Below are 24668 nucleotides of genomic sequence, written 5' to 3'. Positions count from 1 at the left end.
GCGGGTTCAGCGGGTGCCGGGCAGCCCTGGTGTGACGGCTTGGATGAGTTCCCATGCTCGGTCGGCGGGGAGGTCGACCACGGAGTAGTGCTTCTTGCCCGCCGCGGTGGCCGCGACGACCGTAGCGACCCCGGCACGCCGTTGGAAGAAGGTTCGACGCACTGTCCAGCCGATGATGCCGGGGGCCTCGATGCAGTCGCGGTCGCGGTCGAGTGATCCGGACCGGGTGATCAGCCAGGTTGGGCTGGTGGTTGTGCGGGGCAGTACCGCGTGTCCGAGGCCGCGATAGCGGTCCTCGGCGAGGGCGAGCGCGAGGGCGAGCGTGAGGCCCGGCAGTAGCCACCACCACGGCGAATAGTGCTGTCCAGCAAGGGAGATGACGACCAGCGCGGCGGCGATGAGCACGACCGGTGCGAGCGCGCGGGTATGCCTGCGTCGCCGTGCGGCCGGACCGTGCGCGATCAGCGGGGCGCTGCCCGGCGCCGGGACGGTGTGCGCGTCCGCCGCGCCCGAACCGGTGGGCCTCGCCTCCGGCTGGACAGGAAACTCGTTGTCTCGCACTTCCTCTGGGGCGAGCAGATGGCCGAGGGTGTGCTCCACGGCGCTACGCGGGGCCTGCGGAAGGATTCGCTGCCGCGGGTTCTGCCCGGTCATGATCGCCTCGAGTTCGGCGCCGCCCGCAAGGCGCAGCAGCAGCGGTTCGGAGACCGTCGCTCCGCGCAGCCGGGCTCGATCGAGGGTGATCTGGCGGGTGGTGAACAGGCCGTGGCGCAGCTGCAAGGTCTTGCCGTCGTCGCGGACGCGCAACCCGAAATACGTGGTCAGATAGTGCGCGCACGCGGCAGCGCTGACCACGACGACGATGACGCCCAGCAGCGCGGCCGCGGCGAGCGCGAGGACGAGCACGCCGCCGTCTTCCACGTCGTGCACCGCGTCGGACCGGAAAACGATCTCACCGAGCCCGTATTGCAGCGCGAAGCCGACGATCGGCGCGATGATCGCGAACCCGGTCAGCGACAACGGGGCGTAGCGCACCCACGCCGGACTCCAGTGCCCGATCTCTCCCGCCCGGGTACGCGGGGCCGTGAAACCACCGGAGCTGTTCTGCTGCGGCTCTTTTCGTTCTTCATCCGGACCCACCCTGGCCGCCGTATGGGCGAGCAGCGCGGCGCGCAACGGCGGGACGACGCGGGCATCCAGGGCGTCGAGCTTGAACTTCTCGCCCGATTCGGCATGCTGGCCGGTCCCGATCGCCAGCACCGCCAGGCCGAGAGCCCGATGCAGCAGGTCCGCTTCGATGTCCACCGAGCGGATCCGCGACCGCGGCACCGACAGTTTCTTGCGTTCCAGCAGCCCGGTGCGCAATTCCACGTGTGTGGGCCCGACCCGATACGTCGTGGTGAACCAGCGGGTCAGCGCGAACCCGACGATCAACGCGAGCGGGATGACGCTCCACACGTGGTTGCCGCTGCTGGTCCCGAGGATCACCGAACCGATCAGCACCGGGATGAACTTCACCACTTCGGTGATCGGATGGACCAGCAGCATCCGCTTGTCCAGCCGCTGCCAGGGCGGCCCGTCCTGCTCGGCGCCGGTCGTCTCGGGGCTCATGTCGCGTCTCCGCGGTGCTGGGCGGCGATCCGGGTGAGCCGGGCCACGGTTTCCTCGGCGACCGGAAGGTCGAGCGCGCCGATCTGCACCGCACCCGCGGAGGACGCGGTGGTCACGGTGACGGTCGCCAATCCGAGCAGGCGTTCGAGCGGACCGCGTTCGGTGTCGACGGTCTGCACGCGGGAGATCGGCGCGACCCGGCTCTCCTGGGTGAGCCAGCCGACCCGGGTGTAGACCGCATCGTCGGTGACCTCCCAGCGGTGCACCGCGTACCGCCACCACGGCGCGACACCGATGTTCAGCGCGGCGGGCACGAGCGCGACCAGGAAGAATCCCAGCTGCCACCCGCGATGCGCGGAGTCGACCACCGCCCACACCAGCAGGGCCGCGAACGGGATCACCCACGTCAGGACGGCCTGCACAGTCCACAGGAGCTTCGCCTTCGGACTGGGGCGCCAGGCCGGATCGGCCATGATCGTGCGCGGCTGCGACATGCCGCCAATCGTTGCACGATCACGCGGTCGCCGTCGCGGTCGATGGTGAGCGGCCTACCGCGACGGCGCGGACCCGGCGGACGGGTGAGCGCGAGGGTCGCAGAGGGCTTTCTACCGGGAATGAGCCTCGTTGTGTGACAACCGTTTCGGGCGCATCGGGCGGTCGCCGAGGAGTTGGCCCCCGGCCTCACCTGCGAGGGTCTGGTGTGCCGGAACGGTCGAATCGGCGGCGCTCACCGAGGCCACGCTCGACGACCGAACGCGGGCCGCGCGGCGCGGGTGCCCCGGAATAGCCTCGGGTACCGCACAGTTGTCAACGCTCAACGGTGCTCCACGTCCCCGTGTGGGCTCCGTGGCGAGCGGAGCCGTGACTCGTCCGCTTCGTCGCAACCAGCACTGGAGGGAGACAGTTCCGGATGTGTAGCGCATGATCGAGGGCGTGACCGACCTACCGAACCCGAGCGTCCCATCCGCGCCGCCCAGTCCATCGGCCATGCGCCGGGCGCTGCGCAGGGCCCGCGACGGTGTCACGTTGAACGTGGACGAGGCCGCGGTGCTGCTGCACGCGACCGGCGACGACCTGGCCGACCTCTGTCGCAGCGCCGCGCGGGTGCGCGACGCCGGGCTGGCGTCCGCGGGGCGTCCGAAGACGATCAGCTATTCCCGCAACGTCTTCATCCCGTTGACCAGGCTGTGCCGGGACAAGTGCCACTACTGCACCTTCGTCACGGTGCCCGGCAAGTTGCGCGCCGAGGGCAAGGGGATGTTCCTCGAACCCGACGAGGTGCTCGACATCGCACGCAGGGGCGCTGCCCTCGGCTGCAAAGAGGCGCTGTTCACGCTGGGTGACCGGCCCGAGGATCGCTGGCCGGAGGCCGCGCAGTGGCTCGACGAGCGCGGCTACGACTCCACGCTGGACTACCTGCGCGCCGTGTCGATCATGGTGCTGGAGGAGACCGGCCTGCTGCCGCACCTGAACCCGGGCGTGATGTCGTGGGAGGAGATCGCGCGGCTCAAGCCGGTGGCGCAGTCCATGGGCATGATGCTGGAGACCACCTCGGCCCGGTTGTTCACCGAGAAGGGCAACTGCCATTACGGCAGCCCCGACAAGGACCCGGCCGTGCGGCTGCGGGCGATCACCGACGCGGGACGGCTCTCGGTGCCCTATACCACCGGGATCCTGGTCGGCATCGGTGAGACGATGGCGGAGCGGGCCGAGTCGATCATGGCGATTCGCAAGCAGCACAAGGCTTTCGGGCACATCCAGGAAGTCATCGTGCAGAACTTCCGCGCCAAGGACGACACCGCCATGCGGGACGTGCCGGACGCGGGCCTGGAGGAATTCCTCGCCACCATCGCGGTCACCCGCGTGCTGCTCGGGCCGGACGTGCCGGTGCAGGCGCCGCCGAACCTGGTCTCGCACGCCGAGTGCCGCGCACTGATCGACGCGGGCATCGACGACTGGGGCGGCGTCTCGCCGGTGACGCCCGACCACGTGAACCCGGAGCGGCCGTGGCCGAACCTGGACACGTTGCGGGAGATCACCGAGGCGGCGGGCTATCAGCTGGTCGAGCGGACCTCCGCGCACCCGAAGTACGTGCGAGCGGGCAATCCGTGGGTCGATCCGCGGATCGGCGCGCACGTCGCCGCGCTCACCGACCCGGTGACGGGGCTGGCGAATCCGGACGCGATCCCGGTCGGCCTGCCCTGGCAGGAGCCGGACGAGTCCTGGGAGTCGGCCGGACGCGTCGACCTCAACACCGCCATCGACACCGAGGGCCGCAACACCGAGGCCCGCAGCGACGCTGCCCTCGGGCAGGACATCGTGGGCGCCTTCGGCGACTGGGACACCATTCGTGAACAGGCCCGCGATCTCGCCGTCGCCGTTCCGCAGCGGCTGGACTCCGACGTGCTCGCCGCGCTGCGCGCCGCCGAACGCGATCCGGCCGGGCTCGGCGACGCCGAGTATCTGGCGCTGGCCACGGCGGACGGCGCGGAGCTGGACGCGGTCGCCGCGCTGGCCGATCAACTGCGCCGCGACACCGTCGGCGACGACGTCACCTACGTGGTGAACCGGAACATCAACTTCACCAACATCTGCTACACCGGGTGCCGGTTCTGCGCGTTCGCCCAGCGTAAGGGCGACGCGGACGCGTTCACCCTGAGCACGCACGAGGTGGCCGACCGGGCCTGGGAGGCGCATGTCGACGGCGCCACCGAGGTGTGCATGCAGGGCGGCATCGACCCCGACCTGCCGGTCACCGGGTACGCGGATCTGGTGCGGGCGGTCAAGCAGCGGGTGCCGTCGATGCATGTGCACGCCTTCAGCCCGATGGAGATCGTGAACGGCGCCTCGCGCGGCGGCCAGAGCGTCCGGGAGTGGCTGGTCGCCCTGAAGGAGGCGGGCCTGGACACCATCCCAGGCACCGCCGCGGAGATCCTGGACGACGAGGTGCGCTGGGTGCTCACCAAGGGCAAACTGCCCACCTCGGCGTGGATCGAGGTGATCACCACGGCGCACCAGGTGGGCATCCGGTCCAGTTCGACCATGATGTACGGCCACGTGGACAACCCGAAGCACTGGGTCGGGCATCTGCGGGTGCTGCGTGGAATCCAGGACGAGACCGGCGGTTTCACCGAGTTCGTGCTGCTGCCGTTCGTGCACCAGAGCGCGCCGCTGTACTTGGCGGGCGCCGCGCGGCCCGGGCCGACCAACCGGGACAACCGCGCCGCGCACGCGCTGGCCAGGATCATGCTGCACGGCCGGATCCACAACATCCAGACCAGCTGGGTCAAGCTGGGCACCACCGGAACGCGGGTGATGCTCAACAGTGGCGCCAACGATCTGGGCGGCACGTTGATGGAGGAGACCATCTCCCGGATGGCGGGCTCGCAGCACGGCTCGGCCAAGACGGTCGCCGAGTTGGTGGAGATCGCCTCCGGCATCGGACGACCGGCCCGGGAACGGACGACGACCTACGGCGTCCCGAAGCACAAGCGGTTGTCGGCCGCTCCGGGGCTTCAGGCGGTATTGGTCGACTGACGAGGGAGCTGCGCCGGGCGGCGCGGCGACGGCGATAGGTTCCAGCCCGCGGTGCGATCGGGCTTCCGGTCGGCCGCGGGCAGCCGGGACCGGCGCAATACCGGACCCGCCGTGGCACGCTCCGGCGCTACCTCCCACAACGCGGCCCCCAGCGCGTACCTCGGGTGGCGGAGTCGAATCGGGCCTCGCGTCGGCGTGCGCGATCCCCGAAGTTAGGGCAGGCTGACCAGTAGTAACGTGTGGTTGCCGGGATAGGGTTTCGCCGGGCGGACTATCCCGCAGGCGAGGACAGACTAGGAGAGCGGCAGTGCCGTACATCATCGCTGAACCGTGCGTTGACGTGAAGGACAAGGCATGCATCGAGGAATGCCCCGTGGACTGCATCTACGAGGGTGGTCGCATGCTGTACATCCATCCCGACGAATGCGTGGACTGTGGTGCATGTGAGCCGGTGTGCCCGGTGGAGGCGATCTTCTACGAAGACGACACCCCGGACCAGTGGAGCGGATACGTCAACGCCAACGTCGATTTCTTCGACGAGCTGGGCTCGCCCGGCGGCGCGACCAAGGTCGGCAAGGTCGACTACGACCCGCCGTTCATCAAGGAACTGCCCCCGATGGCGAGTGAGTGAGACCTGACGTGTCACCGCGTGGCCGGGTCAGCAGTCTGCTGCCCGATTTCCCCTGGGACACCATCGCTTCGGTGAAGGTGAAGGCGGCCGCCCACCCCGGCGGGATCGTCGACCTGTCCGTCGGCACTCCGGTCGACCCGGTCGACCCGCTGATCCGGACGGCGCTGAACTCCGTCGCGGCGGTCCCCGGTTACCCGACCACGCATGGCACCCCCGAGCTCCGCGCGGCCGCGGTCGACGCGCTGAAGCGGCGCTACGGGATCACCGGACTCGAGCCCGCGGCCGTGCTGCCCGCGATCGGCACCAAAGAGCTGATCGCGGGGCTGCCCCGGCTGCTCGGGCTCGGCTCGGGCGACCTGGTCGTCATCCCCGAGGTCGCCTACCCCACCTACGAGGTCGGCGCGCTGCTGGCGGGCGCGCAGGTGCTGCGCGCGGACGGACTGACCCGGCTCGGTCCGCAGACGCCCGCGCTGATCTACGTGAACTCGCCGTCCAACCCGACCGGCCGGATACTCGGCGTCGAACATCTGCGCAAGGTGGTCGCCTTCGCGCGGGAGCGCGGCGTGATCGTCGCCTCCGACGAGTGCTACCTGGGACTGACCTGGGAGGGTCGCGGCGTCTCCTTGCTCGACCCCGAAGTATGCGACGGCGACCACACCAACCTGCTGGCCGTGCATTCGTTGTCCAAGACCTCCAACCTGGCCAGCTATCGCGCCGGATTCGTGACGGGCGACCCGGAGCTGGTCGCGGAACTGCTCGAAGTGCGCAAGCACGCGGGCATGATGGTGCCGTTCCCGATCCAGGCCGCGATGACCGCCGCGCTCAGCGACGACGCGCACGAGGCGCGTCAGCGCGAGCGGTACCGCGCCCGACGCGACGTGTTGCGAAAGGCTTTGCAGGCCGCGGGTTTCCGGATCGATCATTCCGAGGCGGGCCTGTATCTGTGGTCGACGCGTGGTGAGCCGTGCCGGACCACGTTGGAATGGCTGGCCGATCGCGGCATCCTCGCCGCGCCCGGCGACTTCTACGGCCCCGGCGCGAGCGAGCACGTGCGGATCGCGCTGACCGCGACCGACGAGCGGATCGCGGCGGCGGCCGAACGGCTCGCCGCGGGCTGACACCTTCGTCGCCGCTGCGCGCGAGCGCGGCCATCGTTCGAGGCCGCGGTCGCACAACGGGCACAGCGAGGCGTGTCGGCGTCCGCGCCCGCCCTGCCCGGCGAGCTAGCCTGAGGTATGGACGCTGTCACGGTTGTCCCCACGCCCGGCAACGAGCCGGTGCACTTCTACGCGCCCGGAAGCCCCGAACGGGAGTTACTCCTCGGCAAGCTGGCCGAGCTGTCCGCGGAACCCGTCGACGTGCCGCTGGTCATCGGCGGCAAGCATCGACCCGGCCTCGGCGAACGGCACGACATCGTCACACCGCATCGGCATCGGCACGTGCTGGGGACCTACACCGACACCACCCATTCGGAAGCGCACGGAGCCATCGACGCCGCGACGGCCGCCGCCCCGGGGTGGCGGGCGCTGCCGTTCGAGGAGCGCGCCGCGGTGCTGCTGCGCGCCGCGGACCTGTTGGCCGGGCCGTGGCGGGAGACGATCGCCGCGGCCACCATGCTCGGTCAGTCGAAGTCGGCCCAGCAAGCCGAGATCGATGCGCCGTGCGAGCTGGTCGACTTCTGGCGGTTCAACGTCGCGTTCGCGCGGCAGATCTTGGAGCAACAGCCCAGCTCCAGCGCCGGGGTGTGGAACCGGATGGACTATCGGCCGCTGGAAGGGTTCGTCTACGCCATCACACCGTTCAACTTCACCGCCATCGCCGGGAATCTGCCGACCGCGCCCGCGCTGATGGGCAACACGGTGGTGTGGAAGCCGTCGCCGACGCAGACGTTGTCGGCGTTCTACACGATGCGGCTGCTGGAGGCGGCGGGCTTGCCGCCCGGCGTGATCAACATGGTCACCGGCGACGGGGTGCAACTGTCGGAGGTGGCCTTGGCCGATCCGCGGCTGGCCGGTATCCATTTCACCGGTTCCACCAAGACGTTCCAGTACCTCTGGCAGCAAGTGGGCGCGAATATCGGTCGGTATCAGGGCTATCCGCGCCTGGTGGGGGAGACCGGCGGCAAGGACTTCATCGTCGCGCACTCCTCGGCCGACCCCGGCGCGCTGCGCACCGCCCTGATTCGCGGCGCCTACGAGTATCAGGGTCAGAAGTGCTCGGCGGCCTCACGCGCCTACATCGCGCGGTCGGTCTGGCGCGCGATGGGCGACGAGTTCCTGCACGACGCCGACCGGCTGAGCTACGGCGACGTCGCGGATCTGTCGAATTTCGGTGGAGCGCTGATCGATCGGCGCGCGTACGACAAGAATGCGGCGGCCATCCGGCGCGCCGCGGACGCGGGCGTCGCCATCCCGGTCGGCGGAACCTACGACGACAGCGAAGGCTGGTTCGTCCGGCCGACCGTATTCCTGACCGACAATCCGCACGACGAATCGTTCGCCACCGAGTATTTCGGCCCGATCCTTTCGGTGTACGTCTACGACGACGCCGAACCCGGCTCCTACAGTGCGATACTCGCCGAAGTCGAGTCGGCTGCGCCTTACGCGCTGACCGGAGCGGTGTTCGCGCAGGACCGGTACGCGATCGAAGAGGCCGACGCCGCACTGCGTTTCGCGGCGGGCAACTTCTACGTCAACGACAAGCCCACGGGTGCGGTGGTGGGGCAGCAGCCGTTCGGCGGCGCACGCGCCTCCGGCACCGACGACAAGGCGGGCTCGCCGTTGAACCTGCTGCGCTGGGTCGCGCCGCGGACGATCAAGGAGACCTTCGTGCCGCCCGTCGACTTCCGCTACCCGCACATGGAGAGGTGATCAGACCAGCGGCTTTCCCTGCCGCAGGCGCCTGCGCAGGTCGAACAGATAGGCGTTGAGCGGGAACATGCGTGCCGCCGCGGGCAGCCGACCGTGCACGGCTCCGAGGATCCGCAGCAGCCGGTCCAACCGCCGCTGGTCGCGGTCGGTCCAGGTCATGCCCATCTCGTCGCGCAGGTGCTGCGGAAGCAAGCCGGTGACGATAAAGCGCTGCAATCCGGCGAAGACCACCTGCACCGGTCGCGGCATCATCTTCAGGTCGATCAGACCGTTGAAGTAGTCCCGAAGCTCCGGCTCGATGCCGCGCTGCTTCAGGTTCTCGTCCCAGTACCGCTGGAACTCCGTGCGATTCGCCGGCCACATCTCCGGCCGCATCTGCAGGGTGGTGCCCAGGCGGGCGGCGTAGGTGTAGAAGGCGTCGGCGGTCGCGTCGTCCATCGGGCCGTGCATCCGCGTGTAGAGGTCATCGATGCCCCAGTACAGGCAGGCGGCGACCCACAGCTGGAGATTCGGATCGAAGGCGTTGTACTTGACCGGGCTCGCGGTGGTGGAGCGCACCGACCGGTGCGATAGGTTGACGGCCTCCCGGTAGGCGTCGCGTTCGTCATCCGACCCGAGCAGCGCCACGGCGATATAGGTGAGGGTGGTGCGCAGCCGCTTGATCGGGTGCAGTGTGACCTTGCCGCTGTCGACGGTGCTCTCCAGCACGCCGCGGCCGACCGGGCGCAGGCTCAATTGCATGATGACGTTCGCCGCGCCGCCGAGGAACGCGGCGACGCCGTCGACGTACTGCGCGACCGTCTCGGGGGTGAGGGTCTGGCTCGGATCCGGTTCGTGCTCGGCGGTGCGCAGCGGCGCGGTCATCGTCGACCTCGTCTTTCGTGTCCGCCCGATCCCAGAGAATCGGTCGATGAGAAGATAATGCCCTAACTTTCTCATCGACTCGGTGAGCTGTCAATCGCCGCGGGTAGGCGGTGATGGTGTGCAATGCTGAAAGTGTCATCGTGTCGCTGTCGCGGATAGGGTTGAGGTATGGCCAGGCTGACCAGGCTGCTGCCGCTGGTGCGCAGCGCCGCCCCGGAGGATCGCAACCAGGCGCGGGTACTGGACGCGGCGCTGCTGGCGTTCCTCGACTTCGGTATCAAGCGCACCAGCATGGTGGAAGTGGCGCGTCGCGGCGGATTGTCGCTGGCCACGCTCTACCGCCGCTTCGCGAGCAAATCCGATCTGATCCGGGCCGTCGGACTGCGGCAGACGCGCGAATTCATCGAGGAGGTCGACGCCGCGCTCCAGCGTCAGGTCGATCGCGACGCGAGCGCCGAGGACCAGATCGTCGAACTGTTCGCCGCGTTCATCAACGGCCTGCGAGGAAACCAGCTGATCCACCGGCTGCTGGCCACCGAGCCCGAACTCGTGCTGCCGTACCTCACCACCCAGGGCGCGCCGGTCATCGAACTCGGCCGGGATTACCTGGCCGAGTTCATCACGCGGTTGCAGCGGGAAGGCAAGTTGCCGGAATACGATCCGGAGCCGCTGGCCGAGATGATCGCTCGCACCGCGCTGTCACTGGCGCTGACCCCGCAGACCGTGATCCCGCTCGGCGACGACGCATCGATCCGGCAGTTCGCCCGCGATCACGTCGTGGTGTCCTTCCGGGTGCGCTGACTTCAGCGGTGCTGCGGAAGGCCGAAGAGCATCGCCCCGAGCGCGGCCATGACATCCGCCGTCTGCTCGGCCGCGGTGCCGTGGGTGTGCGCGGTCACCGCGAAACCGGGGCCGTAGGACGTCGAGGCGACCTCCGGCTCGCCGAAATCCGACCAGCCCCATTTGCTGCCCTGGACGAAGGGCCATCGTGCCGTGCCCCAGTTCTGCTCGGTGCCGTCTCGGGCCGTCGATCCCGCCGCGGCCATCCATCCGAAGATCGGTGATCCGGGATCGGTGCGCAATTTGGTGGCGAGGAAGTCGGACACGTTCGCCGTGCTGGTCGCCCCCGCGCCCCAACTGGGTCCTGGCACCGTCTGGGCGAGGCCGTATTCGGCGGCGATGGCCGCGATGGCCTGTGGATACTTGGCCTCCATCACGGTCGCGGCTCCATCATCTGAGTAGCGGATCATTTGCTCTCCCAGCATGCGGTCCTCGGCCGAGCCGTCGCCGTGGCGCAGGGCGTAGTCGGCAAGGAAGAGCTTCGACAGCGACAGACTCGAGCGTGACTCGTGTTCGTTCGGTGTTCCCCAGCCGATGCCGACCGAGGTGCGTACGGAGATCGCCGTGCGCGGCGGCACCGCGGCCACTTCGGTTTCGGCGGATTCCTCGGCAAGGGCGACCGGCGCGGCCAGCGCCAGGAACCCGCAGGCGATCAGCGCGGTCAACGTCGTTCGGTAGCCCATCGTCTCCTCCTGGCTGGTGGCGTCACGTCGCGTCGGACGGCGCTGTGCAGGCACGATCAGCAATACGAGATGCGATTGCCCACCAGTAACTGGAATGAAACGAAGGGTTGGCTCAGACGAGACGAAGGCCGAGTCGACGCCGGATGCGCATATCCAGGAGATAAGCGTTCAGCGGGAATGCGCGGATCGTTCGCGGTAGCCGGGACTCGGCGGCCCCGACGGCGCGCAGAAGGTGGCCGAGTACGCGTTCGTCGCGGTCGGTCCAGGTCATCCCCATCTCGTCGCGCAGGTGCCGGGGCAGCAATCCGGTCACGAAGAAGCGGTGCAGGCGCCCGAAAGCCAGCTGCGCGGGTCGCGGCAGCATGCGTAGGTCGATGAGGTCGTCGAAGTAGGCACGGACCGTCGGATCGATGCTGGTCGCCGCGAGATTCGCGCTCCAGTACTCGGTGAAGGCGCGGCGGTCTGGAGGCCACATCGCTGCGGGCATCTGGAGGGTGGTGCCGAGCCTGGCGCCGAGACGGTAGAACGCGTCGGCCGTCGCTTCGTCCATCGGGCCGTGCATGCGCTCGTACAGATCCCGCGCTCCCCAATGCAGGCAGGCCGCGACCCAGAGTTGCAATGTGGGATCGAAGGCGTTGTAGTGCACCGGGCTCGAGTCGGTGGAGTGGACCGGACGATGCGAGACGTTGATCGCTTCTCGGTAGGCGGCGCGTTCCTCGTCGGTGCCGAGCATCGCTACGGAAAGGTAGGTCAACGTGGTGCGCAGCCGTTTGACCGGATGCAACATGACGTTTCCGCTGTCGACGGTGCTCTCCAGCACGCCGTAACCGACCGGCGGAGCGCTCAGCTGCATGATGACGTTCGCGACGCCGCCGAACAGGCCGGCCACGCCGTCGAGGTATTGCCCGATGTCGAAGGAGTCCGGCGATTCGGGACGATGCGTCGCGGAAAGTGGCCTCGTCATCGTCGACCTCGCAGTGCTGAGAAAGCTATGCACCAACGTTCTCACCACGTCAGCGGGAGTGTCAACCGTCACATTCGACGCCGGTCGGCGCGGGATGCCGCGACACCGCCGCTGATCCGGCGAAGTAGCGTGAGCGAATGCCGTTCGGTCCGCCGCTGCTGCTCAGCTCCCTGAACCCGCTCGCCGTCGCAGGCGGAGCGGACATCCCCGACGCCGTCACCATCGACGGCGCCACCCTCTCCCGCAGCGATCTGCTGGGCGCCGCCACTTCGGTGGCCGAACGCGTCGCGCGCGCGGAACGAGTGGCGGTGTTCGCCGAGCCGACCGTGGAAACCGTGCTCGCGGTGGTTGGCTGCCTGATCGCGGGCGTCACGGTGGTTCCGGTGCCCCCGGACTCCGGGACCGCGGAACGGGCGCACATCCTGGCCGATTCGAGCGCTCAGGTGTGGCTGGGGAAAGCGCCGGAGGACGCCGACCTACCCGTGGTGCCGGTGCGGCGGCACGCCAGGTCCTGGCACACCTACCCCGAACCCGACCCGGCCACCACGGCTTTCGTGCTGTACACCTCGGGAACCACCGGCTTGCCCAAAGGCGTGCTACTCAGTCGCGGCGCGATCGCCGCGGGTCTGGACGCCCTGGCCGAGGCGTGGGCTTGGACCGCGAGGGACACGCTGGTGCACGGGCTTCCGTTGTTCCATGTGCACGGGCTGATCCTCGGCCTGCTCGGTCCGCTGCGGGTGGGCAGTCCGTTGATCCACACCGGTAAGCCGACGCCACAGGCATACGCGGCGGCCAAGGGTTCGCTGTACTTCGGCGTGCCCACCGTGTGGTCGCGGGTGGTCGACGACCCCGACGCGGCGAAGCAGTTGACCGACGCGCGGCTGCTCGTTTCCGGTAGCGCGCCGCTGCCGGTGCCGGTGTTCGAGCGATTGCGCGAGCTGACCGGGCACGCGCCGGTCGAGCGCTACGGCATGAGCGAAACCATGATCACGCTGTCCACCCGGGCCGATGGTGAGCGCAGGCCGGGCTGGGTCGGATTGCCGGTGCGCGGTGTGCGCACCCGGATCCGGGACGAGTCCGGTGCTCCGGTGCCGCACGACGGCGAGAGCATCGGGGGCTTGGAAGTGTCCGGACCGATGCTCTTCGACGGTTACCTGAATCGCCCGGAGGCGACCGCGCGGACCTGGACCGAGGACGGGTGGTTCCGGACCGGCGACGTCGCCGCCATCGACCCGGAAGGCTTTCATCGCATCGTCGGCCGGGAATCGGTGGATCTGATCAAGTCCGGTGGTTACCGGGTCGGCGCGGGCGAGGTCGAGACGGTGCTGCTCGGTCACCCCGCGGTCGCGGAAGCCGCGGTGGTCGGCCTGCCCGACGACGATCTCGGCCAGCGCATCACCGCCTTCGTCGTGCTGCGCGTCGCCGCGACCGAGCGTGAGTTGATCGACCATGTGGCCGAAGAACTTTCGGTGCACAAACGCCCGCGCGAGATCCGCGTGGTCGACGCGCTGCCGCGCAACGCCATGGGCAAGGTGCAGAAGAAGAAGCTGAGCTGACCGCGGGGTTGACCTCGAGTTAGGTAGAGGTTCTACGGTCGGCGCATGACTGCGACTCTGACCACCGAACACATCGACTACCTGCACACCCAGCGGCTGGGCCGGCTGGCCACCGTCCGGCCCGACGGCACCCCGCAGAACAACCCCGTCGGCTTCCGCTACAACGCCGACCTGGGCACCATCGACATCGCGGGCTGGAACATGGGCGACTCGTGGAAATTCCGCAACCTCGCCACCAACGACCACGTCGCCTTCGTCGTCGACGACGTCGCGTCGGTCCAACCGTGGCGCGTCCGCTGCCTCGAGATCCGCGGCACCGCCGAAGCACTCACCGACGTCGACCCATACATCCCCGGCGTCTCCCGCGAAATGATCCGCATCCATCCCCACCGAGTCATCGCCTTCGGGCTCTCGGAAGCGCCTTCGGCCTGATCCGAACTCCGCGAGTGGCACAACCATGTGCCACTCGCGGAACGTTCAGTCGTTGGCGTGGAGGTCGGCGTTGAGTTCGATGCCGGTGCCCTTGCGGGGGACTACTTCGACGGCGCCGGTGGTGGAGTTGCGGCGGAAGAGGAGGTTGTCGCGGCCTGCGAGTTCGGCGGCCTTGACCAGGGTGCCGTCGGGTGTGGTGACCTTCGTGCCCGCGGTGAGGTAGAGGCCGGCCTCCAGGACGCAGTCGTTGCCGAGGGGGATGCCGAGCCCGGAGTTCGCGCCGAGCAGGGACCGTTCGCCGATGGAGATGACCGTGGTGCCGCCGCCGGAGAGGGTGCCCATGGTGGACGCGCCGCCGCCGATGTCGGAGCCGTCGCCGACCACGACGCCCGCGGAGACGCGGCCCTCGATCATGGACGCGCCGAGGGTGCCCGCGTTGAAGTTCACGAAGCCCTCGTGCATGACGGTGGTGCCGGAGGCCAGGTGCGCGCCGAGGCGGACCCGGTCGGCGTCGCCGATGCGGACGCCGGAGGGCAGCACGTAGTCGACCATGCGCGGGAACTTGTCCACGCTGTACACCGTGACGGGGCCGCGGGCGCGCAGCTTGGCGCGGGTGGCCTCGAAGCCATCCACCGCGGCGGGGCCGTGGTTGGTCCACACCACGTTGGTGAGCAGGCCGAACTGGCCGTCCAGGCTCACCTCGTGCGGCTTGACCAGGCGGTGCGAGAGCAGGTGCAGGCGCAGGTAGACGTCGTGCGCGTCCACCGGGGCGGCGGACAGGTCGGCGATCGTGGTGTGCACCGCGATCACGTCGACCCCGCGGGCGTCGTCGAAGCCGAGCAGAGCCGCGTACTCCGCGGGCGCCTCGTCCAGCCGCTTGCTGCCGGTCTCGGCGAACTCGCCCAGCTGCGGGTTCGGGTACCACGTGTCCAGCACGGTCCCGTCCGCGGTCACGTTGGCGATACCGATTGCTGCTGCTCCCTGGATACTCACGGCCTAGAGGTTACCGACCCGCGACCGGCGATGGTGCGGCTGCTCCGGAGAGCGCGATCACCAGGCTCGATACGCCTCCAGCTCCAGGACCGGTCGGCCGAGTGCCCTGGTCAGCAGTCGCGCCGACGCTCGATCGCCCGATCAACGAGACCACTGCGCCGACCGGAGATACGCGCGACGGTGGCCGCACTGTCGCACGCTGAACAGTGTCTGGGCCGAGAATGACCGCACCATCGCCTGGACGACTCCGGCGAGATGCCGGCGCACGATGGCGGTCCCGGACGATGCGGCGGCACACCGGCCGGTACCGGCGGGCCTCGCGGGTGACCGGTCGTAGGGTGAAGCGCGTGACCATCGACCTGCATGCGGACCCGATCACACTGACCGCCGCCCTCGTCGACATCCCGAGCGTCTCGCGCGACGAGGCCGCCATCACCGACGCGGTGGAGCGGGCACTGGTGGAGCAGACGACGGGCTTCGAGATCCTCCGGCACGGGAACGTGGTGCTGGCACGCACCCACCGCGGGTTGCCGACCCGGGTGATCCTGGCCGGGCACTTGGACACCGTGCCGATCGCCGACAACGTGCCCGGCCGGTTCGCGGTGGGCCCGACAGGCGAACAGGTCTTCTACGGCTGTGGCTCGGTGGACATGAAATCCGGCGACGCGGTCTTCCTGCATCTGGCCGCCACCGTCGCCGATCCGGTGCACGACCTGACCCTGATCTTCTACGACGGCGAGGAGATCGCCGCCGAGTTCAACGGCCTCGGGCACATCGAACGCGACCTGCCCGACTGGCTCAGCGGCGACCTCGCGGTGCTCGGCGAACCGTCCGGCGGCTGGATCGAGGCCGGTTGCCAGGGCACGCTGCGCGTGCGGCTGAGCGCCTCGGGCGTGCGCGCGCACTCGGCGCGAGCATGGCTGGGGGACAACGCGATTCACCGCTTGGCCCCGGTCTTGCAGCGGCTCGCCGACTACCGCGCCCGGGAAGTGGACATCGACGGCTGCGTCTATCGCGAGGGACTGTCCGCGGTCCGGGTCACCGGCGGCGTGGCGGGCAACGTGGTGCCGGACGCCGCCGAACTGGACGTCAACTTCCGTTTCGCGCCCGACCGCACCGTCGACCAAGCCGTCGAGCACGTGCGCGAGGTCTTCGCCGGGCTCGAGTTGTCCTTCGAAGTGACCGACTCGGCGCCGGGCGCGCTGCCGGGGCTGACCGCTCCGGCGGCCAAGGACCTGATCGCGTCGGTACAGCGCCACGGCGGCGGCGGTGTGCGCGCGAAGTACGGCTGGACCGACGTCTCGCGTTTCGCGGCCCGCGGCATCCCCGCCGTCAACTTCGGTCCGGGCGATCCAAACCTCGCGCACAAGCGCGACGAACACGTTCCCGTCGACCAGATCACCGCGGTCACCGCCATGCTGCGCGGCTACCTGAGCGGCACTCCGGACTGAACGGCGGGTGCGAAGCCGCGGGTGCCGCCGCATCCGGCCCGGGATCGTCGCGACCGCCGTACTGCCGCCGCGCGCGTGATCGACCGAGCACGAACTTCCCGCGCCCGTCCGTCCGCGTGATCTCGTTCGTGGCGATCTCCGCGACGGCGTCGAGCAGAGGTCGAAGAGGTCCGGCGAGCCCGTCCGAGTGCACCTGGATGGCTTCGGGCGCGCAGCGGCGCGGCTGGAGGTTCGGTTGCTGCCGACCCGGCCACGCGGCCCGATTCCCGCTGATGGCCGCGATCGCGGGTGCCCGACTCCGACTCGCCGCCCGCCTGATTCGCACGGTGACGTGCGCCTCGAGCGCCGAGATTGCGATGGTGTCTCGCCCTGCCTGCGTCCGGCTGAACGTCGGACGACTTCTCTCGTCCGGCCCGTGAGTCCCTCTTGCCGGGCGGTAGCGTGGAATGCATGTCCACCGACGCCGCGGACCGTGAGGTCGCCCCCGAACCGAAGTCGAGACCGAAGTTCCGCGGGCCGATCATGTTCCGCCGCGACCGTGCCGACGGCGTCAGCACCGCCGACCGGAATCTGCTGGACAAGCGCGGCGACACGGACTGGGTGCACACCGATCCGTGGCGCGTGCTGCGCATCCAGGCCGAGTTCGTCGAGGGCTTCGGCGCTCTCGCCGAGGTGCCCCGAGCGGTGACGGTCTTCGGTTCGGCGCGCACCTCCGCCGACCACCCGGAGTACCAGGCCGGACTCGCGATCGGCGCCGCGCTGGCGCGGGCGGGTTTCGCGGTGATCACCGGCGGCGGTCCCGGCGCGATGGAGGCGGCCAACCGAGGAGCATGCGAGGCGGGCGGCTACTCCATCGGTCTCGGCATCGAGCTGCCGTTCGAGCAGAGCCTCAACGACTGGGTCGACCTGGGCATCAATTTCCGGTACTTCTTCGTCCGCAAGACGATGTTCGTGAAGTACTCGCAGGCGTTCATCTGCCTGCCCGGCGGCTTCGGCACGCTCGACGAGTTGTTCGAGGCGCTGACGCTCGTGCAGACCCACAAGATCACCCGGTTCCCGATCATCCTGTTCGGCACCAGGTATTGGTCCGGGCTGGTCGATTGGTTGCGCGATTCGCTGGGCGGGTCCGGCAAGATCTCTCCGGGCGACCTCGGACTGCTGCACGTGACCGACAGCGTCGAGGAGGTCGTGAACATCATTCAGGCGGCCGCGATAGCGGGCGGCGCCGAGGACGCGATCGGGACGGAGGATCAGTGGTGAGCGAGCGGCCTTTCGCCGTCTGTGTCTACTGTTCGGCGAGCACGACCGACCAGGACTATCTTTCGCTGGCCGCCCGGGTGGGCACCGAGATCGCCCGGCGCGGTTGGCAACTGGTGTCCGGCGGCGGTCACGTCTCGATGATGGGCGCGATCGCCACCGCGGCGCGCGCCGGCGGCGCGAACACCATCGGTGTGATCCCCAAGCACCTGGTGCACCGAGAGGTCGCCGACGTCGACGCCGACGAACTGGTCGTCACCGACACCATGCGCCAGCGCAAGCAGGTGATGGAGGACCGCGCCGACGCCTTCCTCACCCTGCCCGGCGGCATCGGCACACTCGAGGAGTTCTTCGAAACCTGGACCGGCGGATATCTGGGACAGCACGAGAAACCCGTTGTTGTGCTGGATCCCAATGGATTCTTCCGCGGGTTGTTCTCCTGGCTGGACGAGTTGTACGAGCGGAAGTTCGTGCCCCAGACAGCGTTGTCCCGGATTACCGTGGTGACCGATCTCCCGTCCGCTTTCGCGGCGTTGGAGGCGCGCCTACCCCGTGAGGAGAGCTGAAGACGTGAGCACCGATGCCCGCTCGACGGTGAGTTTGGTCGACCTCGCCCGGCATCTCCCCGCGATGGCCCTGGACGCGCCCGGCATGCTCCGCAACGCGTTGAACATGCTCGTGACGCCGGATTCCAAGTCGTCGGTCGGGCTGTATTTCCAGCGCAACGCCCACCGGCATCCGGACCGCTTGTTCCTGCGGTTCGAGGGCGCGAGCTACACCTACGGCGAGGCCAACGCGGAGGTGAACCGGTACGCGAGCGTGCTCGCCGCGCGCGGGGTGCGGCGCGGCGACGTGGTGGGCGTGCTGATGACCAACCGGCCGGAAACCCTGTTCGTCGTGCTGGCGACGGTCAAGCTCGGGGCCACCGTCGGATTGCTCAACCATCATCAGCGCGACCAGGTGCTGGCGCACAGCCTCGGCCTGCTCGACAGCGTGCTGAACGTGGTGGGCGCGGAGTGCGCCGAGGCGATCGACTCGCTGCCCGAACCGCCCGCCAACGTGCTCGCGGCCGACGAACTCCGCGACGCGGCCCGCGACGCCGACGACGGCGACCCGCCGAGCTGTGCGGAGGTCACCGCGCGCGAGCGGGCGTTCCTCATCTTCACCTCCGGCACCACCGGACTGCCGAAGGCCAGCGTGATGACCCACCTGCGCTGGACCAAGAGCATGGGCGGACTCGGTGGCCTGGGAATCCGCTTGCGCGGCAACGACACCCTGTACTGCTGCCTGCCGCTGTACCACAACAACGCGCTCACGGTCGCGTTGTCCGCGGTCCTGGCCGCGGGCGGCACGTTCGCCCTCGGCCGGAGTTTCTCCGCGTCCCGGTTCTGGAACGAGGTCATTCGCGAACAGGCCACGGCGTTCATCTACATCGGCGAACTGTGCCGCTACCTGATCAACCAGCCGGCCGAGCCGACCGACCGGCAGCACCTGATCCGGCTCGCCGTCGGCAACGGATTGCGTCCGGAATTGTGGGACGAGTTCAAGTCCCGGTTCGGCATCGAGCGCATCGTGGAGTTCTACGGTGCGAGCGAGGCGAACATCGCCTTCGTCAACGCATTCGGCGTGGACCGGACGGCGGGTTTCGGTCCGCTGCCGTATGCCGTCGTGGAGTACGACGAGGAGACCGGAAAGGCGAAGCGCGACAAGAACGGCCGCCTGCGCCGGGTCGGCACCGGTGGCGTCGGCCTGCTGTTGGCCAAGGTCACCGACCGCTCCCCGTTCGACGGTTACACCGACAAGGCCGCCTCCGAGGCCAAGCTGGTGCGCGATGGCTTCGAATCCGGGGACGTCTGGTTCGACACCGGCGACCTGGTGCGCGACCAGGGCTGGCACCACATCGCGTTCGTGGACCGGCTCGGCGACACGTTCCGCTGGAAGGGGGAGAACGTGGCGACCACCGAAGTGGAGGGCGCGCTGAGCAAGGCGGAGTCGATCGAGCAGGCGGTGGTCTACGGCGTGGACATCCCCGGAACCGACGGCAAGGCGGGCATGGCCGCGGTGACGCTGCATCCGGGCGCGGAATTCGACGGTGCGGCGGTGGCGAAGCTGGCCTACGACCAATTGCCGGGTTACGCCGTGCCGCTGTTCATTCGCATCGTGCACGAGCTGGAACAGACTTCGACGTTCAAGAGCCGCAAGGTGGACCTGCGCAAGCAGGGCTACGCCGACGATCCCGACAGCACGCTGTACGTGCTCGCGGGCCGCGCCGAGGGATACATCCCCGCCTACGCCGATTACGCCGCCGACGTAGCCGCGGGCCGCGCCCCGAAGAACTGACGGCCGTCTGCGGAAAAGAGCTGGTGGCGGTGGTTCCCCCACCTCCGCCAGAGGACTGCTGGCTGATCTTGTGGCACTCGACTGGTACGGTCTGAGAATTAGGAGACCACTGGTTTCGTGAGCACACGGGTCACTCGTGGGGTACGCCCAAGCCCCGGCGACACGACCTGTCCGCGATCCCTGTCTCCTGATTTGTACGGCCTGATTCGCGGAGAGGCGGGAGAGCGACATGTTCAGCTCGACCGCGGCCCCGCTTCCCACGCTGTGCGGGCGGCCGGTGGCGACGGATCGGGCGCTCGTGATGGCGATCGTGAACCGCACCCCGGACTCGTTCTACGACCGCGGCGCCACGTTCACCGATGCGGCGGCCATGGATGCCGTGGCGCGCGCGGTGGACGAGGGCGCCGATCTCGTCGACATCGGCGGGGTGAAAGCCGGGCCGGGTGATTCGGTGGACGCGGCCGAGGAGACGCGCCGGGTGGTGCCGTTCGTCGCGGCCATTCGCGCGAAGTACCCGGAGCTACTGATCAGCGTCGACACCTGGCGCGCCGATGTTGCATTGGCGGCGGTGGGCGAGGGGGCGGATCTGATCAACGACACCTGGGCCGGCGCCGACCCCGATCTCGTTCCGGTGGCCGCCGCGCACGGTGCGGGTGTGGTGTGCAGCCATACCGGTGGCGCGGTGCCGCGCACCAGGCCGCACCGCGTCCGCTACACCGACGTGGTGGAGGAGGTCACCGGAACCGTGGTGCGGGCCGCCGAGGAAGCGCTCGCCGCGGGAGTGCGCCGGGATTCGATCCTGATCGATCCTACGCATGATTTCGGCAAAAACACTTATCACGGTCTCGAACTGTTGCGCCGAGTCGACGTTCTTGTAAAAACCGGATGGCCAGTCTTGATGGCGCTGAGCAACAAGGATTTCATCGGGGAGACTCTAGGTGTCGGTCTTTCCGAACGGCTGGAGGGCACTTTGGCGGCGACAGCGTGGTCGGCGGCGGCAGGCGCCAGAGTCTTTCGTGTCCACGAAGTCGCAGCGACCCGGCGGGTCGTGGACATGATCGCCGCTATCCAGGGCATCCGGCCCCCCGCACGAACCTTGCGAGGTCTGGCATGACATTTCAACACCGTGAGCCCGCCTGGGCGACGACCAATACCTGGGACACCCCGAACTGGCGCGTGGACGAACTCGTCTCCGCGAAGGCCGGGCGCACCGTGTCGGTGGTGCTGCCCGCGCTGAACGAAGAACGGACCGTGGCCGACGTGGTGGCCAGCATCCGGCCGCTGCTCGGCACGCTGGTGGACGAGCTGATCGTGCTGGACTCCGGCTCGACCGACGCCACCGCGGAGCGGGCCCGCGCCGCGGGCGCCGAGGTGATCAGCCGCGAGCAGGCGGTTCCGGAGCTGGAGCCGGTTGCGGGCAAGGGCGAGGTGCTGTGGCGCTCGCTGGCGGTGACCAGCGGCGATCTGATCGCCTTCGTCGACTCCGACCTCATCGACCCGGATCCCGCCTTCGTGCCGAAGCTGCTCGGTCCGCTGCTCACGGTGGACGACATGCACCTGGCCAAAGCGTATTACCGCAGGCCGTTGCGGCAAGGCGGCGCGGTGGACGCGCATGGCGGCGGCCGCGTCACCGAACTGGTCGCCCGGCCCCTCCTGGCCGCGCTGCGACCGGAGCTGTCGCAGGTGTTGCAGCCGCTCGGCGGCGAGTACGCGGGCACCCGCGAACTGCTCACCTCGGTGCCGTTCGCCCCGGGCTACGGGGTGGAGATCGGGCTGTTGCTCGACACCTACGACCGGCTCGGCATGTCCGCGATCGGCCAGGTCAACCTGGGTGTGCGCACGCATCGCAACCGTCCGCTGGCCGACCTGGGGGTGATGAGCCGCCAGATCCTCGGCACCGTGCTCGGTCGCAGCGGTATCCAGGACTCCGGCGCCGCGCTGACCCAGTTCCCGCTGATCGGCGACGAGTTCACCGCGCACCGCACCGAGGTCTCCCTGCTGGACCGCCCGCCGATGAACACCCTCCGGCCGGCCTGCGCCGCGGCCTGATCCGTTCTCGCGCCGCATGCGGATGCGGTCAGGCCCCTTCCGCATGCGGGTCGCGCATGTATCCCGCCTCGATCAGAGTCCGGAAGGCCGCGTACTTGTAGACGCACTCGGAGGGTTCACAGATCCGGTGGCGCTGCATGAGTTCGTGCGCCTCCGCCACCGTCAAGGGCTCGACGGGTAGTCGCTGCGGCCTGCCGATCGGACAGACCGGGAGCGCGGGGGCGGGCAGTTGTTCCGCGATCACGTGCTCGGTGACGCCGACCCGGCGCCGCCGGTTCGCCGGTCCGTGCAGCAACCCGATGGTGGCGAGCAGGCTCGCCGCGCCGACGAGCGAGCAGAGGACGGCGATCTGGGTGGCGGTCACGGCGCATTTCTCCTCTCGGTGGGGCGGGCCGGGCAGAACGTGGCGGGGCCGAAGCGCAACGCACCGTCACCAACGTGCAGTTAATTTTCAGCAAATCAAGTGTGGGCCGAGTGAGCGCGTCGTGCAAGTGGGATTGGACGCGCCGCCGACCGGTATGTGCGGCTCTGTGGCCGGTATTCCCGCCGACCGGCGGTCCAATCCGCCACACGTACGAACTTCGAGCTGATCAGCCGGTGAATGGGTCCCCTCGATGCGCTGCATCGGGGAAGTGGAGTGCCGCCGCGCTCGGCCAGAATCTGGGCGACGATGGAGATGGCCGTCTCGTCCGCGCGCCGAGTCCCCGTCGCTGTTCCGCACTGTATGCCCCGACGTCAGGACGACTGCCTCGGCGTATCCGACGGCCTGTGGCCGTGGACGCTGGACCGGTCAACGCGGCTTCGAACTCCCGGGGTCCGGGGCTGATCGTTCCACCACGTGTGCCGACGTGACCGACTCGTGTGACAGCAGGGTGAGCAATTGCCCGAGTGCCGCGCGCTTGGCGCCGGCGCTTCGCGCATCGGGTCCGGCCGCAGCGCGTTGAGCCCGAGAAATCGGTGAATTTCCGCTGTGCCGACCGCTGGTTAACCGAAGGCTATTGGTTGCGGCGACGATGATCCGGCAGCAGTACCTGGTTCGCATCGTCCTCGGTCGCCGAATCCGCGGCAGCGTCACGGGGCTCGTCGGCCTCGGTGCCGGATTGCTCGCGTTCCTCGCGCCCGGGATCGACCGACTCGGCGTCGGTATTCGGCGAGCCGGATTCCGGTTCACCGTCCACCGGGCCGTCCGCCTCGGGCGACGGAGCCGACTGCTCCCGCGCGAGCCGGGCCTGGAGATCGGCGACGGTCACATGAGCCTTCGACCCGGTCGGCCGCAGCAGCACACTGATGATCAGGCCGACCAGGCCCACCGCCAGGACGGCCCCGCCGATCAGCAATAGCGGATTCACGATTTCCTCCTTGCCGGACGCCTCACGCGGCCGTTTCTCGGAGAGCGGTTATCGTCCAGCTATTCAATCATCCGCGTATGAACGCACTCGGGGGAGGGGTGGTGACCTGGGGCACATAATGTGCGGCTGCTTTTTAAGTCGAGAGAGTCGCTGTGAACAGGTGATCAGCGGAGCTAGTGGTGCCCGTTCGGCGGCTCGAGTCATTTTTCTGCTGCGCTGATTGCGCGCGTTCTGCGCTCGGTCACGATGACCAGATATTTGCTGAAATCCGTTGTCTCAGTATGTCCGACGCGCCGGGCATCTCGGGGCGGATCCGCAGCGCCTTCACCCGGGTCGCGGCTCAGCGGCGCAGACCCGTTGCGGGCGATCTGTTCTCGGGATCGTGGCGGTAGACCGGCGTGAGCAGCTCGGCCTCCAGCGGTTCGCCGGTGGCGCGGTCGAAGCGACAGGCGATCAGCACGGAGAACAGGTGATTGCTCGCTCGTTCGTGCAGGGTGGCCAGCCGGGTGGCGAGCAGCCGGATCGCGCCGAGCGAGCCCGGCGGATGCATGCCGTCGATCATCAATACGCTGCCGCGCCCGTCGGGCCTGGGAAGCCTGCCCAGGTAGGCGATGTCGTGCGGTTCGGGTCCGCCCGGCCGGTAGACCCGTCGGGCCGCCCGGTCCTCGATGCCCCGGCGCGCGTCACCCATTCTGGCTACGGCGCGGCGCAATCGTGGGTCCGCGGCGACCAACTGACGCAAGCTCGGGGACAGTTCCGGCCCGCCCAGCACGATCAAGCCGTCCCGCCGCAAATCGACCGGACGGCCCGGTAGGAAATGCTCGACCGCCACGCTGAAACCGAGTTCGCGTAGCAGCTCGGCCAATCGTTGCGGCGCCGCGGGATCCGGCGCGCCGATCACCCGCCCTGCGCGCACCTCCGGGACGAGCACGGTGAGCGAGCCGTGCCCGAAGAACAGTCCTTCCGGCGCGGGTCCCTGCGTACTCACCTGGTGGATACGGGCCCGGGAAAGCCCGGCCGCCGCACCGATTCTGGCGAACGTCCAGCCTTCGGCATGGAGCTCCCGGATCACGGCACGCCGAATCCTGGTCAGTTCGTTGATGGTCTGCTGGGCCGCCGCCACCCCGTCGGTGGCCGCCTTCAGTCGCTCGACCTTGTCCTCGATCGCGAACACGCGCGCCACGTCATCGGCCGACATGTGCGAAGTCTAGACAGCTGAACAGCTCAATGTGTCTAGTCTT

22 protein-coding genes are annotated in these 24668 nt (G+C 69.0%); 13 read left to right on the top strand and 9 right to left on the bottom strand.

Features of this window, described 5'->3' with window-relative positions; genetic code table 11:
* Window positions 1-6: 6 nt before the first annotated feature.
* Window positions 7-1611 carry a PH domain-containing protein gene (locus ACWESM_RS32410; protein WP_452495012.1) on the bottom strand — a complete coding sequence of 535 codons (1605 nt, stop codon included), beginning with the start codon at window positions 1609-1611 and terminating at the stop codon, window positions 7-9.
* The gene (locus ACWESM_RS32405) at window positions 1608-2105 is read right to left on the bottom strand and encodes a PH domain-containing protein (RefSeq protein ID WP_355080371.1); all 498 of its coding nucleotides are present in this window, start codon (window positions 2103-2105) and stop codon (window positions 1608-1610) included. The genes ACWESM_RS32410 and ACWESM_RS32405 overlap by 4 nt, the downstream gene beginning before the upstream one ends.
* A gap of 427 nt (window positions 2106-2532) precedes the next feature.
* On the opposite strand from ACWESM_RS32405, the gene ACWESM_RS32400 reads away from it, so the two are divergent.
* The 4 genes from ACWESM_RS32400 to pruA all read left to right on the top strand — a co-directional run bounded on the left by ACWESM_RS32400 (window position 2533) and on the right by pruA (window position 8649).
* Window positions 2533-5148 carry a bifunctional FO biosynthesis protein CofGH gene (locus ACWESM_RS32400; RefSeq protein WP_397280301.1) on the top strand — a complete coding sequence of 872 codons (2616 nt, stop codon included), beginning with the start codon at window positions 2533-2535 and terminating at the stop codon, window positions 5146-5148.
* Between the two features lie 307 nt (window positions 5149-5455).
* On the top strand, window positions 5456-5779 hold the full coding sequence (fdxA, locus tag ACWESM_RS32395) for a ferredoxin (protein ID WP_014987978.1): 324 nt from the start codon (window positions 5456-5458) through the stop codon (window positions 5777-5779).
* The gene (gene dapC, locus ACWESM_RS32390) at window positions 5776-6897 is read left to right on the top strand and encodes a succinyldiaminopimelate transaminase (RefSeq protein WP_364435163.1); all 1122 of its coding nucleotides are present in this window, start codon (window positions 5776-5778) and stop codon (window positions 6895-6897) included. The genes fdxA and dapC overlap by 4 nt, the downstream gene beginning before the upstream one ends.
* 117 nt (window positions 6898-7014) lie before the next feature.
* Window positions 7015-8649, top strand: coding sequence for an L-glutamate gamma-semialdehyde dehydrogenase (gene pruA / locus ACWESM_RS32385; protein WP_452495009.1), 1635 nt, complete (start codon window positions 7015-7017; stop codon window positions 8647-8649).
* Here the strand turns inward: pruA and ACWESM_RS32380 are convergent, their stop codons facing one another.
* Window positions 8650-9513, bottom strand: a complete 864-nt coding sequence (locus ACWESM_RS32380; RefSeq protein ID WP_452495008.1) for an oxygenase MpaB family protein — start codon at window positions 9511-9513, stop codon at window positions 8650-8652.
* A gap of 168 nt (window positions 9514-9681) precedes the next feature.
* On the opposite strand from ACWESM_RS32380, the gene ACWESM_RS32375 reads away from it, so the two are divergent.
* Window positions 9682-10314, top strand: a complete 633-nt coding sequence (locus ACWESM_RS32375; protein WP_397280307.1) for a TetR/AcrR family transcriptional regulator — start codon at window positions 9682-9684, stop codon at window positions 10312-10314.
* A 2-nt stretch (window positions 10315-10316) separates the two neighbouring features.
* On the opposite strand, the gene ACWESM_RS32370 is transcribed toward ACWESM_RS32375, so the two are convergent.
* Window positions 10317-11036, bottom strand: a complete 720-nt coding sequence (locus ACWESM_RS32370) for a hypothetical protein (protein ID WP_355080383.1) — start codon at window positions 11034-11036, stop codon at window positions 10317-10319.
* Window positions 11037-11148: 112 nt separating this feature from the next.
* Window positions 11149-12000 carry an oxygenase MpaB family protein gene (locus tag ACWESM_RS32365; protein ID WP_364435153.1) on the bottom strand — a complete coding sequence of 284 codons (852 nt, stop codon included), beginning with the start codon at window positions 11998-12000 and terminating at the stop codon, window positions 11149-11151.
* A 137-nt stretch (window positions 12001-12137) separates the two neighbouring features.
* Here ACWESM_RS32365 and ACWESM_RS32360 point away from each other — a divergent pair, with 137 nt between their 5' ends.
* Both ACWESM_RS32360 and ACWESM_RS32355 read left to right on the top strand, forming a co-directional pair.
* Window positions 12138-13556, top strand: coding sequence for an acyl-CoA synthetase (locus ACWESM_RS32360; protein ID WP_452495005.1), 1419 nt, complete (start codon window positions 12138-12140; stop codon window positions 13554-13556).
* 45 nt (window positions 13557-13601) lie between these two features.
* On the top strand, window positions 13602-13988 hold the full coding sequence (locus ACWESM_RS32355) for a PPOX class F420-dependent oxidoreductase (RefSeq protein ID WP_355080388.1): 387 nt from the start codon (window positions 13602-13604) through the stop codon (window positions 13986-13988).
* A 45-nt stretch (window positions 13989-14033) separates the two neighbouring features.
* On the opposite strand, the gene dapD is transcribed toward ACWESM_RS32355, so the two are convergent.
* On the bottom strand, window positions 14034-14981 hold the full coding sequence (dapD, locus tag ACWESM_RS32350; protein ID WP_355080390.1) for a 2,3,4,5-tetrahydropyridine-2,6-dicarboxylate N-succinyltransferase: 948 nt from the start codon (window positions 14979-14981) through the stop codon (window positions 14034-14036).
* A gap of 347 nt (window positions 14982-15328) precedes the next feature.
* Here dapD and dapE point away from each other — a divergent pair, with 347 nt between their 5' ends.
* From dapE to ACWESM_RS32320, 6 genes are all read left to right on the top strand, one after another.
* Complete coding sequence (gene dapE, locus ACWESM_RS32345; RefSeq protein WP_364435145.1) at window positions 15329-16432, top strand: succinyl-diaminopimelate desuccinylase; 1104 nt, start codon at window positions 15329-15331, stop codon at window positions 16430-16432.
* A 450-nt stretch (window positions 16433-16882) separates the two neighbouring features.
* On the top strand, window positions 16883-17692 hold the full coding sequence (locus ACWESM_RS32340; RefSeq protein ID WP_355080394.1) for an LOG family protein: 810 nt from the start codon (window positions 16883-16885) through the stop codon (window positions 17690-17692).
* Window positions 17686-18255: an LOG family protein gene (locus ACWESM_RS32335; RefSeq protein WP_379255965.1), complete on the top strand. Its 570-nt coding sequence runs from the start codon at window positions 17686-17688 to the stop codon at window positions 18253-18255. Before ACWESM_RS32340 ends, ACWESM_RS32335 begins: the two co-directional genes overlap by 7 nt.
* Before the next feature lie 4 nt (window positions 18256-18259).
* Window positions 18260-20029 carry a long-chain-acyl-CoA synthetase gene (locus ACWESM_RS32330; RefSeq protein WP_364435140.1) on the top strand — a complete coding sequence of 590 codons (1770 nt, stop codon included), beginning with the start codon at window positions 18260-18262 and terminating at the stop codon, window positions 20027-20029.
* Between the two features lie 229 nt (window positions 20030-20258).
* Window positions 20259-21143, top strand: a complete 885-nt coding sequence (gene folP, locus ACWESM_RS32325; RefSeq protein ID WP_356966629.1) for a dihydropteroate synthase — start codon at window positions 20259-20261, stop codon at window positions 21141-21143.
* Window positions 21140-22078 (top strand): glucosyl-3-phosphoglycerate synthase, encoded by a 939-nt coding sequence (locus ACWESM_RS32320; protein WP_355080402.1) that lies wholly within the window; start codon window positions 21140-21142, stop codon window positions 22076-22078. The genes folP and ACWESM_RS32320 overlap by 4 nt, the downstream gene beginning before the upstream one ends.
* A gap of 28 nt (window positions 22079-22106) precedes the next feature.
* Here ACWESM_RS32320 and ACWESM_RS32315 read toward each other — a convergent pair whose 3' ends face one another.
* From ACWESM_RS32315 to ACWESM_RS32305, 3 genes are all read right to left on the bottom strand, one after another.
* Window positions 22107-22442 carry a hypothetical protein gene (locus ACWESM_RS32315; protein WP_355080404.1) on the bottom strand — a complete coding sequence of 112 codons (336 nt, stop codon included), beginning with the start codon at window positions 22440-22442 and terminating at the stop codon, window positions 22107-22109.
* Between the two features lie 631 nt (window positions 22443-23073).
* Complete coding sequence (locus ACWESM_RS32310; RefSeq protein ID WP_355080405.1) at window positions 23074-23427, bottom strand: hypothetical protein; 354 nt, start codon at window positions 23425-23427, stop codon at window positions 23074-23076.
* Window positions 23428-23767: 340 nt separating this feature from the next.
* Window positions 23768-24625, bottom strand: a complete 858-nt coding sequence (locus ACWESM_RS32305) for a hypothetical protein (protein WP_355080407.1) — start codon at window positions 24623-24625, stop codon at window positions 23768-23770.
* Between the last annotated feature and the right edge of the window lie 43 nt (window positions 24626-24668).

Source organism: Nocardia sp. NPDC003999 (assembly GCF_053604885.1).
Note: the sequence above shows the minus strand (reverse complement) of the source record. Positions and strands in the feature narration are given on the sequence as shown.

Coding starts and splice junctions, on each gene's coding strand:
- ACWESM_RS32370 (WP_355080383.1), bottom strand. CDS start 11,036: ATGGGCTACCGAACGACGTTGACCGCGCTGATCGCCTGCGGGTTCCTG.
- ACWESM_RS32305 (WP_355080407.1), bottom strand. CDS start 24,625: ATGTCGGCCGATGACGTGGCGCGCGTGTTCGCGATCGAGGACAAGGTC.
- ACWESM_RS32360 (WP_452495005.1), top strand. CDS start 12,138: ATGCCGTTCGGTCCGCCGCTGCTGCTCAGCTCCCTGAACCCGCTCGCC.
- ACWESM_RS32340 (WP_355080394.1), top strand. CDS start 16,883: ATGTCCACCGACGCCGCGGACCGTGAGGTCGCCCCCGAACCGAAGTCG.
- ACWESM_RS32365 (WP_364435153.1), bottom strand. CDS start 12,000: ATGACGAGGCCACTTTCCGCGACGCATCGTCCCGAATCGCCGGACTCC.
- ACWESM_RS32375 (WP_397280307.1), top strand. CDS start 9,682: ATGGCCAGGCTGACCAGGCTGCTGCCGCTGGTGCGCAGCGCCGCCCCG.
- ACWESM_RS32320 (WP_355080402.1), top strand. CDS start 21,140: ATGACATTTCAACACCGTGAGCCCGCCTGGGCGACGACCAATACCTGG.
- ACWESM_RS32355 (WP_355080388.1), top strand. CDS start 13,602: ATGACTGCGACTCTGACCACCGAACACATCGACTACCTGCACACCCAG.
- ACWESM_RS32380 (WP_452495008.1), bottom strand. CDS start 9,513: ATGACCGCGCCGCTGCGCACCGCCGAGCACGAACCGGATCCGAGCCAG.
- ACWESM_RS32400 (WP_397280301.1), top strand. CDS start 2,533: ATGATCGAGGGCGTGACCGACCTACCGAACCCGAGCGTCCCATCCGCG.
- pruA (WP_452495009.1), top strand. CDS start 7,015: ATGGACGCTGTCACGGTTGTCCCCACGCCCGGCAACGAGCCGGTGCAC.
- folP (WP_356966629.1), top strand. CDS start 20,259: ATGTTCAGCTCGACCGCGGCCCCGCTTCCCACGCTGTGCGGGCGGCCG.
- ACWESM_RS32405 (WP_355080371.1), bottom strand. CDS start 2,105: ATGTCGCAGCCGCGCACGATCATGGCCGATCCGGCCTGGCGCCCCAGT.
- ACWESM_RS32410 (WP_452495012.1), bottom strand. CDS start 1,611: ATGAGCCCCGAGACGACCGGCGCCGAGCAGGACGGGCCGCCCTGGCAG.